Genomic DNA, 13,000 nt, shown 5'->3' on the forward strand with positions numbered 1-13,000 from the left:
ATGAGCAACCTGGAGGACCGGCCCGACGAGGTCGAGTGCACCGCGACGGCGGCGTCGGACGTGGAGATCATGACGCCCCGCGACGTCCCGCTCGGCGGACCCCGCGCGATGCGGGTACGCCGCACGCTGCCGCAACGGCACCGGTCGCTGATCGGCGCCTGGTGCTTCGTCGACCACTACGGTCCGGACGAGGTGGCGGACTCCGGTGGGATGAAGGTCGCCCCGCACCCGCACACCGGGCTGCAGACGGTGAGCTGGCTGTTCACCGGCGAGATCGAGCACCGCGACAGCGCCGGCAACCACGCGATGGTGCGGCCCGGCGAGGTGAACCTGATGACCGCGGGACGCGGCATCAGCCACTCCGAGGTCTCGACCGCCGCGACGAGCACGCTGCACGGCGCGCAGCTGTGGGTCGCCCTGCCCGACGCCCACCGGCACACCGACCCCGGCTTCACCCACCACGCGCCGACGCCGGTCACCGGTACGGGCTGGGAGGTGCGGGTGTTCCTCGGCTCGCTGCTCGGCGACACCTCCCCGGTGCCGACGTACTCCCCGCTGCTCGGCGCGGAGCTGCTGCTCGAGCCGGGCACCGCGCTCACCTTGGACGTCGATGCGACGTACGAGCACGGGGTCCTCGTCGACAGCGGCGTGGTCGGCGTCGACGGCACCGACGCGAAGAAGGACGACCTCGCCTACGTCCCGCCCGGCCGCTCGACGCTCGCGCTCAGGACGTACGACGCGCCCGCGCGGCTGCTGCTCCTGGGCGGACCGCCGTTCGGCGAGAGCATCGTGATGTGGTGGAACTTCGTCGGCCGCTCGCACGACGAGATCGCCGGCTACCGCACCGAGTGGCAGGGCCAGATCACCGACACCGGCCTGGTCGAGGGCCGCTTCGGCATCCCCGTCGGCGACGAGCTGCCGCCGATCCCCGCACCTCCGCTGCCCAACGCGCGGCTGAAGGAGCGGCGCTAGCCCCCCGGGTGTCGAGGTTCGGGCGACAGGGGAGATCTGTCGGCACCAGGCGCCGGAAGATCTCCGCTGTCGGCATGGTCCAGTGGCAGGAGTGCGAGGAACCATCCGCCCGGATCTGCCGATGAGCGGTCTCGCTGGGACCACGGTGCCTACTGGATCACCGCCTCGACGAGATCCCAGTTCCGTGGGCTCGCTGCCAAGAGCATCTCTCCGAGGGGTCGCCGGAAGAGCACGTGCCGGAACGAGTTCAGTCCACTGCCAAACCTCTCCGGCGACGCAATGACATCAGAGGCTGAGGCCACGGCGACGCCGCTGATCGGCGCCTCGTTCTCGCTGACCGGCAACCACTTCCATCGACCACATTGATTGCATGACGACCCCGTCGTCTCGCCGTAGTGCTGGCCATGGCGGGCTCGCACCGCACGCTCCAGATCAGCGGGGCGGTGCCAGTCCTGAGTCGTCTGGCGCGGCAGAATCTGTCTCGTTGCAGTCGGTCCGTTCCGTGGCTTGTACACCTCGCCCATGTCCACGACGAACCGCTCGCTGACCTCAGCGGCCACCCGCTCCGACACGCAGACGACGTCGAACAGCCAGTTCGGCATCCAGACTTCGGCGCTCGGAAACTTCGCGCTCTGGATCACGAGCGCCCCCGACTGATCGACAAGAGGCGTCCCGCAACCTCGACACCAACCGTCGTCGCCGTACATCGGACCCAACCCGTAGGAGTCCTCGGGCCAAGGCCAGCCCGGCGTGTAGCGCGGAGACAAGGCCACCCATTCGGTCGACGGTTCTCGCACAGACCGAGTATCTCGACGGCCTGTTAGGAACGCACTCATCTGCCGCGAGCTGCGCGGATCTGCCGAGTTGAGGGCGCGTGGCGCATCGGCGGTGAGCCAGCAACCGTTTGCATGGACCGAACGGTTGCTCGCGCACCGCTGGCCGACATTCGCCCGCTCATGCCGCGATCAGCGCGGACCCGCGCCCTCACCGTCCTGCACCGGCGATGGTCTCGAGACAGGCGCCAGCGCGCCTTCCTCGACCACCGTGCGCCCGGTGATTGAGGTGCGAGTGAAGCGAGCCTCGACACCAGCACTGTCGGCGCCCTGGGTCAGGATGGAGCCATGGGACCGCTGACCGGCGAGGACGGGATCGTGCGCTGCCCCTGGGCCGGCGGCCCAGGCGTGATGCGCGACTACCACGACACCGAGTGGGGCAACCGCGTCCACGGGGAGTCGGCGTACCTCGAGCGGCTGACGCTCGAGGCCTTCCAGTCCGGGCTGTCCTGGTCGACGATCCTCAACAAGCGCCCGGCGTTCCGCGAGGTCTTCCACGACTTCGACGCCGACGCGATCGCGGCGTTCGGTCCCGACGACGTCGAGCGGCTGATGGCCGAGCCGCGGATCGTCCGCAACCGGATGAAGATCGAGGCCACGATCACGAACGCCCGCGCGACCGTGGCGCTGCGCGACGACGTCGGGCTCGAGGCGTTCGTGCTGTCGTTCGCGCCCGACGAGTCGCCGGTCGAGCCGGCGACCACGTCTGTCGAGTCGATCGCGCTCTCGAAGGGCCTCAAGAAGCGCGGGTTCGCGTTCGTCGGGCCGACGACGATGTACGCGCTGATGGAGGCGATCGGCGTCTTCGACCCCCACCTCGTCGGGTGCTTCAGGCGAGGAAGCGGATGATCTCCGCGGCGACGACCTCGGGCCGCTCCAGCTGCATGAAGTGGCCCGCCCCCGCGACCGGCGTCGCGCCGGCCAACCGGGCGAGACCGGCCTCCATGCACCGGTCGTCGGCGCCGTGCAGCACCAGCAGCGGGTGGATCGGGTCGGCCAGCGCCGGCTTGATCCCCGGGCCGAGCATCGCGCGATAGTACGACACGACCGCCTTCGCCCGGGCCCGGTCCGGCACCGACGCCCGCAGGTGCGCGAGGTCCTCGGCGGCGTCGTACCCCGGCGACCAGAGCCGCCACAGCCGGGCGGTCAGCCACTCGAACGTCCGCTCGGCCAGGCCCGGCACCTGGTTGTAGGCGATGTACCAGGAGTGCAGCGGCTGCCGCAGCAGCGCCGGGTCCCAGCCGCTCATCGCGTTGAGCGGCGGCACCGCCAGAGCCACGTGCTTCGCGTACGGCGACACGGGGTCCGCCGCGACCGCGTTGGTCGTGATCGCGCCCCAGTCGTGGCCGAGCAGCACCGTCCGCTCGTCGCCACGGAGCAGCGCGTGGAACGCGATCGCGTCGCCCACCAGCGCCCGCACCGAGTAGTCGCGGTCGCTCGGGATGCCCGACGGCGCATACCCACGCAGGTACGGCGCCGCCACCCGCCAGCCCGCGTCCGCGAGCAGCGGCGCGACCCGCCGCCACGTCAGCGCGGTGTCGGGGAACCCGTGCAGCGCGACGACCAGCGGCCCGTCCTCGGGCCCCCACTCGAGGACGCGGACGGTGTGGGTGGGCAGCTCGACGTCGTACTCACGCGGCACCCGGCGCACGTTAGCGGAGTCCAACGTCGGACCGCGCCAGCTGCACCGCACGGTGAAGGAGTCACCGGGGGGGTTGCACAGGTCAGCTTCGACCCTCAGCGCAGTCCGGCAGCCTCCGCGGCGAGCTTCGTGATGCGGTCCCAGTCACCGGACGCGACGGCATCGGCCGGGGTCAGCCACGAGCCGCCCACGCAGCCGACGTTCGGCAGCGCGAGGTACGACGCCGCCGAGGCGGCGGTGATGCCGCCGGTCGGGCAGAAGCGTGCGGTCGGGACGGGGCCGCTGACCGACTTCAGGAACGGCACACCGCCCGCGGCCTCGGCCGGGAAGAACTTCAGCTCGGTGATGCCGGCCTCCAGCGCGGCGAGCACCTCGGAGAGCGTGGCCACGCCGGGCAGGAACGGCAGCCCGGTGTCCTGCATGGCGTGCAGCAGCGAGCCGGTGGTGCCGGGGGAGACGAGGAACTTCGCGCCGGCGTCGGCGGCGAGCTTGGCGTGACCCGGCCGGGTGATCGTGCCGGCGCCGACCAGGATCTCGGGCACCTCGTCGGCGATCGCGCGGATCGCGTCGAGAGCGGCGTCGGTGCGCAGCGTCAGCTCGATGGCGGGCAGGCCACCGGCGACGAGGGCGTGCGCGATGGCCACGCCCTCGTCGGCGGAGTTCGCGACGACGACCGGCATCACCGGTACGACGCTGAGCAGATCGACGTCATGCAAGCTGGGCAACACGGACCTCCTGGCCGGGGGCGGTGACGCCCGGGAACACACTGGCGCCGGTGTCCGCGGACCCGACGGTGGCACGGAACGCCGCGAACAGCTCGCGGCCGGTGCCGGCCCACTCCGGGCCCTGCGGCGCGCGGCCGGTGATCGGCCGCTGCTGCAGGTCCGCGGGGTCGACGTGCAGCTCGAGCCGGCCGCTGTCGGCGTCGAGCGTGATCAGGTCGCCGTCGAGCACGCGCGACAGCGGGCCGCCCAGCGAGGCCTCGGGCGTCACGTGGATCGCCGCGGGCACCTTGCCGGACGCGCCGGACATCCGGCCGTCGGTCACGATCGCGACCTTCTGGCCGCGATCCTGCAGCACGCCGAGCGCGGGCGTCAGCTTGTGCAGCTCCGGCATGCCGTTCGCGGCGGGTCCCTGGTAGCGGATCACCGCGACGAAGTCGCGGCCGTCGAGGTGTCCGTGGCCGAACGCCTCGAGGAAGTCGTGCTGGTCGTCGAAGACCACCGCCGGCGCGGTGACCAGTCGGTGCTGCGGCTTCACCGCGGACGTCTTGATCACGGCGCGGCCCAGCGGGCCGCTCAGCATCCGCAGCCCGCCGTCGGCGGAGAACGGGTCGGACGCCGGGCGCAGCACGTCGTGGTCGAGCGAGGCCTTCGGCCCCTCCTCCCACGTGAGGTCGTCGCCGCGCAGCACGGGCTCCTGCGTGTAGCGCCACAGGCCGCGACCGGCGACGGTCAGCACGTCGTCGTGGAGCAGGCCCGCGCGCAGCAGCGTGTGCACGAGGAACGCGATCCCGCCGGCGGCGTGGAAGTGGTTCACGTCCGCCTCGCCGTTCGGGTACATCCGGCTGACCAGCGGCACGACCGCGGACAGGTCGGACATGTCGTCCCACGTCAGCGTGATGCCGGCGGCGCGGGCGATCGCGACCAGGTGCATGGTGTGGTTGGTCGACCCGCCGCTGGCGAGCAGCGCGACGACCGCGTTGACGATCGCCCTCTCGTCGACGATCTCGCCGATCGGCGTCGGCTCGCCGCCCTGGCGGGTCAGCTCGGTGACGCGCCGGCCGGCGGCCTTCGTGAGCGCCTCGCGCAGCGGCGTACCCGGGTTCACGAACGACGAGCCCGGCAGGTGCAGGCCGAGCACCTCCATCAGCAGCTGGTTGGAGTTCGCGGTGCCGTAGAACGTGCACGTCCCGGCGGAGTGGTACGACGCCGCCTCGGCCTCGAGCAGCTCCTCGCGGCCGACCTTGCCCTCGGCGTACAGCTGGCGGACCTTGGCCTTCTCGGAGTTCGGCAGGCCGGAGGTCATCGGGCCGGCGGGCACGAAGACGGTCGGCAGGTGGCCGAACGACAGCGCGCCGATCAGCAGGCCCGGGGTGATCTTGTCGCAGACGCCGAGCATCAGCGCGCCGTCGAACATGTCGTGGGAGAGCGCGATCGCGGTCGACATCGCGATCACGTCGCGGCTGTACAGCGACAGCTGCATGCCGTCGCGGCCCTGCGTGATGCCGTCGCACATCGCGGGCACGCCGCCGGCGAACTGGGCGATGCCGCCGGCCCGGATCACGGCCTTCTTCAGCGTCTCGGGGTAGTCGCGGTACGGCTGGTGCGCCGAGAGCATGTCGTTGTACGACGACACGATCGCCAGGTTGGGCTTCACGTGGCCACGCAGGGCCTGCTTCTCGGTCGGCTCGGAGGCCGCGAAGCCGTGGGCGAGGTTGGCGCAGGCGAGCCGACCGCGGGCGGGGCCGGTCTGGGCGGCGGCGCGGATCCGGCGGAGGTACTCCGCGCGGCCCTCGGCGCTGCGCTCGACGATCCGCGCGGTCACGTCCTGCAGGACGGGGTGGAGGGTCACTGGTCAGGCTCCTGCCAGGTTCGGCCGTCCCGCTCGAGGAGCATCGCGGCGGCGGTCGGTCCGGTCGTGCCGGCCGGGTAGCGCTTCGGGCGGTCGGGCATCGTCGACCAGCGGCGCAGGATCGGCTCGGTCCACGTCCACGCGGCCTCGACCTCGTCGCGCCGCATGAAGAGCGTGGGGTTGCCCTTGATGACGTCCATGAGCAGGCGCTCGTAGGCGTCGGGGAGCCGCGCGTCGAACGCCGCGGCGTAGCTGAGGTCCAAGGAGACCGGGCGGAGGCGGTAGCCCCCGGGCCCGGGCTCCTTGGCGGTGAGGTGCAGGCGCATGCCCTCGTCGGGCTGGACCAGGATGTGCAGCCGGTTCGGCGCGGTGACGCCCTCGGCCCCGGGGAACATCGAGTGCGGTGGCTCCTTGAAGAACACCACGATCTCGGACGCCCGGCGGTCCATCCGCTTGCCGGTGCGCAAGTAGAAGGGGACCCCGGCCCAGCGCCAGTTCTGCACCTCGGTCTTGAGGGCCACGAACGTCTCGGTGCGCGAGCCGCTGTGGCCGAGGTCGTCGGAGTACGACGGCACGGGCGCGCCGTCGACCAGCCCGACGTCGTACCGCCCGCGCACGATGTCGCGGTCGACGGCGTCCGGCGTCATCGGCTTCAGCGCGTGCAGCACCTTCACCTTCTCGTCACGGACGGTCTCGCGGCCGACGTACGTCGGGGGCTCCATCGCGACCAGGCAGAGCAGCTGCAGCAGGTGGTTCTGCACCATGTCGCGCAGTGCGCCCGCGTGGTCGTAGTACTCGCCGCGTCCGCCGATGCCGACGGTCTCGGAGACCGTGATCTGCACGTGGTCGACCCAGCGGGAGTTCCAGAGCGGCTCGAGGAAGGTGTTGGCGAAGCGCGTGACGAGCAGGTTCTGCACGCTCTCCTTGCCGAGGTAGTGGTCGATGCGGAAGATCTGCGACTCGTCGAAGACCCGGCCCACGGCCTCGTTGACCTCGCGGGCGGAGGCGAGGTCGTGGCCGATCGGCTTCTCCAGCACGACGCGGGCGCGCTCGTCGACGACGCCGATCTCGTCGAGGCGCTGGCAGATCGAGCCGAACAGGCGCGGCGCGACGGCGAGGTAGAACACCCGGACGGCGTTCTCGGGGTGCGCGCGGTCCTTGAGGATCGTGTGGAACCGGTCCCAGTCCGCCGGGTTCTGGGCGTCCAGGCGCAGGTGGTAGAGCCGGGCGAGGAAGCGGTCGACGACCGGGGTCACCAGCTGGTCGGCCGCGACGAACGTCTCGAGCGCCGCGTGGACGGCGTCGCGCCAGCCGGCGTCGTCGAGGTCGGACATCGAGACGCCGAGGATCCGGTAGTCGGCGGGGAGCTGACCCTCGAGGTCCCGGTGGTACAGCGCCGGCAGCAGCTTGCGCAGGGCCAGGTCGCCGGTGCCACCGAAGACGGTGAAGTCGCACGAGTCGGGAAGCACGTGCGAGGTCGGATGCTGCTCCATGTCGTTCACGTTAGGCACAAGTTCGGCACGTTGCAAGCAGAACTAAGGTTTTTTCAAGATCAAACTAACGGGGTTTATGCTCTCCCGCGTGAGTCAGGTTGTCGAGACGCGGGAGACCGCGGCGCCCGCGACGGCCGGAGAGCTGCTCGACCTGGTGCGCACCGGTCGGGCCAGCACCCGGTCGCAGCTGCGCATGCTCACCGGGCTGTCCCGGACCGCGGTCACCGCACGGGTCACGGCGCTCACCTCCGCGGGCCTGCTCCGCCTCGGCGAGGAGCTGGCCTCGACCGGCGGCCGCCCGCCCGGCGCGCTGGTGTTCAACCAGGACGCCGGGGTGGTGCTCGCCGTCGCCATCGGCCGGTCCCGCAGCCAGCTGGCCGTCCTCGACCTCGACGGCCAGGAGATCTCCTCCGACTCCCGCGACCACGAGGTCGGCGTCGGTCCTGACGAGCTGCTCCCGGACGTCGTACGCCGCCTGGGCGGACTGCTCGACGGCGTCGCGCCGCCGGTGCTCGGCATCGGGCTCAGCCTGCCCGGCACCCTCGACCGCTCGCGCGGGATCAGCATCGGCTCCCCGGTGATGACCGGCTGGGACGGCGTCGAGCTGGCGCCGTACTTCGCGGACCTCGCGGACGCCCCGCTCTTCGTCGGGAACGACGCCGACGTGCTCGCCCGCGCCGAGCTGCTCGGCGGTGCCAGTGGCCTCGACGACATGCTGGTCGTGAAGGCCTCGACCGGCCTCGGGCTCGGCATCGTCGCGGGCGGACGCGTGCTCAGCGGTCACCTGGGCGCGGCCGGGGAGATCGGCCACACCACCGTCGACGCTGCCGGTGAGCAGCCGTGCCGCTGCGGCGCCACCGGCTGCCTCGAGACGATCGCGGGCGGCTGGGCGCTGGTCGCGAAGCTCGAGGAGTCCGGCCAGGCCGTCGACCACGTGCGCGACCTGGTGTCGCTGGCGCTGCAGGGCGACTCCTTCGCCCGCGGCCTGCTGCGCGACAGCGGGCGCGAGCTCGGCGAGGTGCTCGCGGTCGCGATCAACCTGCTGAACCCCGGTGCGGTCGTGATCGGCGGCGACATGGCCGCGGCGTTCGACTTCTACGTCGCCGGCGTGCGCGAGAGCGTCTACCGGCGCTCGGCCCCGCTGGCCACCCGGGACCTGCAGTTCCTGCCGGCGACGCACGGTGACCGGGCCGGGGTCGTCGGGTGCGCCGCGCTCGCGCTCGACCACGTGCTCGCGCCGGTCGCGGTCGACGCCCGCCTCGCTGCCGCGTCCCTCTGACCCGGGCGCGAGCCGCGCTACCTTGAGCGGCGTGACGCGCGTGCACGCCTTCTCCGACGACGCCCTCGGTGACCTCGACGCGGTCGGCCTGGTCGCCGCCATCCAGGACGGCGAGGTGTCGATCCCCGAGGTCGTCGACGCCGCGATCGCCCGCACCGAGCGGCTCCAGCCCGACCTCAACGCGGTGTCGTACGTCGCCTACGACCGCGCTCGCGCCGAGGCGCGCGATCCGCGCGGCGGGTTCTTCGCGGGCGTCCCGACGTTCCTCAAGGACAACGTCGACGCCGCGGGGATGCCCACCCAGCAGGGCTGCGACGCCTACCGGGCGCGCTCCCTGAAGAAGGACGGCGACTTCGCGCGGATGTTCCTCGCGACCGGCCTGGTGCCGATCGGCAAGTCCCAGCTCTCCGAGTTCGGCTTCAGCCCGTCCGCCGAGCACCCGCGGATCGGCCCGGTCCGCTCGCCGTGGGACACCGCGCGCACCGCCGGCGCCTCGTCGGCCGGTGCGGCGGCGCTCGTCGCCGCGGGGGCGGTACCCCTCGCGCACGGCAACGACGGCGGCGGCTCGATCCGGATCCCGGCGGCCGTCAACGGGCTGGTCGGTCTCAAGCCCACGCGGGACCGGTTGGCGCAGGACAAGATGAACCGGCAGATGCCGATCCGGATCGTCTCCGACGGCGTGCTGAGCAGGTCGGTGCGCGACACCGCGGCGTTCCTGCGCGAGTCCGAGCACGTCTACCGCGCCCTGCGGCTGCCGCCGATCGGCGACGTCACCCGCCCGGGCCACAAGCGGCTGCGCGTCGCCGTCCACACGGCCGGCATCGGCCGGGCGTCGGCGCCCGAGGTCGCCGAGCTCACGCTGAAGACCGCGCGGCTGCTCGAGGAGCTCGGCCACCAGGTCGAGCAGGTCGACCACCCGGCGCCGCGGACGATCCCCGAGGACTTCCTCCTCTACTGGTCGATGCTCGCGATGACGATCGTCCGCACCGGCCGCCAGCTCGGCCCGGGCTGGGACGCCGGCCGCCTCGACAACCTCACGCTCGGCCTCGAGCGGCACTGCCGCCGGCGGATGCACCGGCTGCCCGGCGCGATCGCCCGGCTGCGGCGTACCGCCCGCGTCTCCGCGCGGTTCCACGAGACGTACGACGTGGCGCTCAGCCCCACGCTCGCGCACGAGACGCCGCTGGTCGGGCACCTCGACCCGACCCTCGACTTCGACACCGTGATGGAGCGGGTCCTCGACTGGGTGGCCTTCACGCCGTGGCAGAACGCCACCGGCGATCCGGCGATCTCGCTGCCCCTTGCCGCCACCGCCGCAGGCCTTCCGCAGGGGATGATGCTCAGCGCCGGAGCCGGCCGCGAGGCCCTCCTGCTGGAGCTGGCCTACGAGCTCGAGGAGGCCCGTCCGTGGGCCTCGATCCGAGCCTGATTCTGAGCCCGGTTCTGGGCCCGGTTCTGGGCCCGGTTCTGGGCCTGGTTCGGGGCCTGGTTTTGGGCCTCAACAGGTCGGGGCGGGGCCGATTTTTCTATCTCCGCAACCCCTGTATATAGTTCTCCGTCGTTGCCCCTTTAGCTCAGTCGGCAGAGCGTCTCCATGGTAAGGAGAAGGTCTACGGTTCGATTCCGTAAAGGGGCTCTGGGTAGGGATCTTGCGCGGACCAGTTAGTCTGGTCCGCGCGGCCGTGCCCTCGTGGCGGGGTAGCTCAGGTGGTTAGAGCACACGGCTCATAATCGTGGTGTCGCGGGTTCGAGTCCCGCCCCCGCTACTCAGCACTGCGACACCAGTACCGACAACCAAGGACTTCCCGTGGCAAGCAAGAGCTCCGACGTTCGCCCCAAGATCACTCTCGCCTGCGTGGAGTGCAAGGAGCGGAACTACATCACCAAGAAGAACCGCCGCAACGACCCCGATCGTCTCGAGCTGGCGAAGTTCTGCCCGCGCTGCCGCAAGCACCAGGCGCACCGCGAGACGCGCTGATCCCAGTCTTCCCACGTTCGGCCCGCCAGGTACCTGGCGGGCCGTTCTGCGTCCCCGGGTGTTTAGCCGTTCGAGCGTGTGCCCAGACTCCCTGGATGCGGATCATCGCGCTGCTGTCCGGAGCCCTGCTCCTCGCCGCAACCGTCCCGGGAGTGGTCGCGCCGGCGACGGCCACGGCCGCCGCGTGCCCTGCGGAGGTCCTCGAGCTCCCGGCGCCGTCGTGGGCCACCGACACCTGGGCGGTGGCCATGAACGACGAGGGCTGGGTCGTCGGAACCGCGGTCGAGGAGGACGCCGGTGGCACCCGCCGCGACATCCGCCACATCACGCTCTGGCGAGACGGTGAAGCGCCACTGGACCTGGGCCGCCAGCGCAAGGGGCTCGGCCCCGGCAAGCGCCTGACCCGCGAGCCCGTCGCGGTCAACGACGACGGCGTCGTCCTCATCGCACGGACCATCTGGCGCTGGCACACCCAGAGCGAGTACACCGGCTGGCTCCGGGTCGGGAGCTCGGGAGAGCTCTGGAAGCACGGGACCACCACGTGGTTGAAGGGCACCGGTACGCGGAAGTTCGCGTGGGTGACCGACATCAACGACGACGGCCTGGTGGTCGGGTACCTCACCGACGGCTACATGCATCCCTATCCCCGCCTCTCCACCCAACCGGTGGTGTGGCGCCGCGGGGTCCTCGAGCGGCTGCCGCTCCCGCCCAGTGCGCGGGGCGACTGGAGGGCGGGCGGGGGTGAGGCCGTCGCCGTCAACAACCACGGGCTCATCGTGGGTGAGGTCGGCCCCGGCGGGCGGGCGGGGTGGTGGCGCCTCGACGGCGGGAACGGCTCGCTGCGCAAGCTCGGCGAGCACGTCATCCACGAGACCGACCTCGTCGACGACCGAGGCCGGATCTTCGGGCACCGTCCCGGCCATGTGCTGTGGCCCAGCACCCAGGGCCGACCGCGCGAGCTCGTCCCCGGCTTCGACATCGCGGCGGTGACAGCGGACGGCCGGTACGTCGTCGGCAACGGCTTCGTCGACCGGAGCGGAGACCGGGACGACGGCCCTTCCATCGCCACGACCGGCAACCCGATGCGGACTGCGCAACTGCCTGTCCCGTCCGGCTCCGACTCGAGCGGAGCCGCCGACGTCGGACGCGGTGTCACGGCGTACGCACCCCAGGGTGGCGTCACGGTCGCCGGATCCCTGGTGCGCGAGGCGCCGCGCACATACACGGCCGCCCTCTGGACGTGCGCCCAGACCTATCTCCCGTAGGTCAGAGCTCGCAGTCGGGGCCGCTCCACGACCGCACACGCGAGACATCCATCCGGATCAGCTGCGGTACGACGGGACGCCCGCCGAGGTCCTGGTAGTGCCGGGTGCCGGCCTCGCTGACGACCCACATCGAGCGCTTGCCGACCAGGGCCATGCCCTCGGCGCCGGGGACGAACCCGCGCCGCCCCGGGCCGGAGAGCACGCCGCACCGGGTGACCGACTGCGCGAACCACGGCCGCTCCGCCCACACCGCCCCCTGGGTCGCTCGAGGCGCGACGGTGTGGCCGGTCGACATCGCCTCGGTGATGTCGAGCGCGGAGGAGCCGATCAGCTCGTCGGTGTCGAACCAGTCGACCTGCGCCCTGCGGTGCGGGTGCCACCGGCCGATGCCCAGCCGGCCGTCGTCGTCGTGCAGCGCGAACGAGCCCCGCAGCGGTGACGCCAGGGCCCACGCGCGTTCGACCTCCAGCGCATCTGGGTCGATGAGCCACAGCCGCCCGGTCTCCACCAGCCACAGGCCGTGCTCGTCGCGCACCAGCCCGCCACCGTGGTGGCAGCCGACCGGCGGCCGGTCACCGACCTGTCCGGTGACCGGGTCGAGGGTGTCCAGGCGGCGGCCGGTGCGCAGGTCGATCCGCTCGATGCGGCAGAACCGGTAGCCGACCCGCGCGTTGCCGTCGAAGCCGCTGACCCACGCGGTGCGCCCCTCGACCGCGAGCCCCTGCGGCACGAACCCGCGCCCGGTGCGCAGCCACACGCCCGCGCAGGCGTCCCGGTCGTTCGGGAAGCGGGCGAGCTCGTCGGTGGCGAGGTGCTGCGGCGGCCGGCCGCGCACGTCCTCGAACGCGAGCGGGCCGCAGCTGCCGCGCACGTCCGGGCTGCCCTGCGGCGACCGCTCGCCGTCCGGCTCGTCCCCGCGGCATCCGGTGACCAGCACGCTGACGACCAGCAGCAACCCGATAGT

At 72.1% G+C, this 13,000-nt stretch carries 12 protein-coding genes and 2 tRNA genes; 8 read left to right on the forward strand and 6 right to left on the reverse strand.

The features are described 5' to 3' along the window. Positions 1–972 (forward strand): pirin family protein, encoded by a 972-nt coding sequence (locus tag MJ604_RS00870; RefSeq protein WP_243056388.1) that lies wholly within the window; start codon positions 1–3, stop codon positions 970–972. Between the two features lie 149 nt (positions 973–1,121). Here MJ604_RS00870 and MJ604_RS00875 read toward each other — a convergent pair whose 3' ends face one another. Beyond that, on the reverse strand, positions 1,122–1,613 hold the full coding sequence (locus MJ604_RS00875) for a hypothetical protein (protein WP_243056389.1): 492 nt from the start codon (positions 1,611–1,613) through the stop codon (positions 1,122–1,124). 480 nt (positions 1,614–2,093) lie between these two features. Here MJ604_RS00875 and MJ604_RS00880 point away from each other — a divergent pair, with 480 nt between their 5' ends. Beyond that, on the forward strand, positions 2,094–2,654 hold the full coding sequence (locus MJ604_RS00880) for a DNA-3-methyladenine glycosylase I (protein WP_243056390.1): 561 nt from the start codon (positions 2,094–2,096) through the stop codon (positions 2,652–2,654). Here MJ604_RS00880 and MJ604_RS00885 read toward each other — a convergent pair. From MJ604_RS00885 to zwf, 4 genes are all read right to left on the reverse strand, one after another. Further along, complete coding sequence (locus tag MJ604_RS00885) at positions 2,635–3,447, reverse strand: alpha/beta fold hydrolase (RefSeq protein ID WP_243056391.1); 813 nt, start codon at positions 3,445–3,447, stop codon at positions 2,635–2,637. The genes MJ604_RS00880 and MJ604_RS00885 overlap by 20 nt on opposite strands. A 95-nt stretch (positions 3,448–3,542) precedes the next feature. Continuing rightward, on the reverse strand, positions 3,543–4,172 hold the full coding sequence (gene eda / locus MJ604_RS00890; protein WP_243056392.1) for a bifunctional 4-hydroxy-2-oxoglutarate aldolase/2-dehydro-3-deoxy-phosphogluconate aldolase: 630 nt from the start codon (positions 4,170–4,172) through the stop codon (positions 3,543–3,545). Then, positions 4,156–6,021 (reverse strand): phosphogluconate dehydratase, encoded by a 1,866-nt coding sequence (edd, locus tag MJ604_RS00895; RefSeq protein WP_243056393.1) that lies wholly within the window; start codon positions 6,019–6,021, stop codon positions 4,156–4,158. The genes eda and edd overlap by 17 nt, the downstream gene beginning before the upstream one ends. Then, positions 6,018–7,514: a glucose-6-phosphate dehydrogenase gene (gene zwf, locus MJ604_RS00900; RefSeq protein WP_243056394.1), complete on the reverse strand. Its 1,497-nt coding sequence runs from the start codon at positions 7,512–7,514 to the stop codon at positions 6,018–6,020. The genes edd and zwf overlap by 4 nt, the downstream gene beginning before the upstream one ends. An 88-nt stretch (positions 7,515–7,602) precedes the next feature. Between zwf and MJ604_RS00905 the strand changes: the two genes are divergently transcribed. From MJ604_RS00905 to MJ604_RS00930, 6 genes are all read left to right on the forward strand, one after another. Continuing rightward, entirely contained in the window at positions 7,603–8,793 is a 1,191-nt protein-coding gene (locus MJ604_RS00905) for an ROK family protein (protein ID WP_243056395.1), read from the forward strand. A gap of 31 nt (positions 8,794–8,824) precedes the next feature. Then, positions 8,825–10,222 carry an amidase gene (locus MJ604_RS00910; RefSeq protein WP_243056396.1) on the forward strand — a complete coding sequence of 466 codons (1,398 nt, stop codon included), beginning with the start codon at positions 8,825–8,827 and terminating at the stop codon, positions 10,220–10,222. A gap of 134 nt (positions 10,223–10,356) precedes the next feature. After that, positions 10,357–10,429 (forward strand) — tRNA-Thr (locus tag MJ604_RS00915). 56 nt (positions 10,430–10,485) lie between these two features. Further along, positions 10,486–10,559: transfer RNA gene (locus tag MJ604_RS00920), tRNA-Met, on the forward strand. Positions 10,560–10,600: 41 nt separating this feature from the next. Further along, positions 10,601–10,771 carry a 50S ribosomal protein L33 gene (gene rpmG, locus MJ604_RS00925; RefSeq protein WP_017932999.1) on the forward strand — a complete coding sequence of 57 codons (171 nt, stop codon included), beginning with the start codon at positions 10,601–10,603 and terminating at the stop codon, positions 10,769–10,771. A gap of 95 nt (positions 10,772–10,866) precedes the next feature. Further along, positions 10,867–12,036, forward strand: a complete 1,170-nt coding sequence (locus tag MJ604_RS00930; RefSeq protein WP_243056397.1) for a hypothetical protein — start codon at positions 10,867–10,869, stop codon at positions 12,034–12,036. Between the two features lies 1 nt (position 12,037). Here the strand turns inward: MJ604_RS00930 and MJ604_RS00935 are convergent, their stop codons facing one another. Further along, positions 12,038–12,991, reverse strand: a complete 954-nt coding sequence (locus MJ604_RS00935) for a hypothetical protein (protein WP_243056398.1) — start codon at positions 12,989–12,991, stop codon at positions 12,038–12,040. Positions 12,992–13,000: the final 9 nt, after the last annotated feature.

Origin of the sequence: Nocardioides sp. SR21 (genome assembly GCF_022761125.1) — a bacterium.
Classification (GTDB): domain Bacteria; phylum Actinomycetota; class Actinomycetes; order Propionibacteriales; family Nocardioidaceae; genus Nocardioides.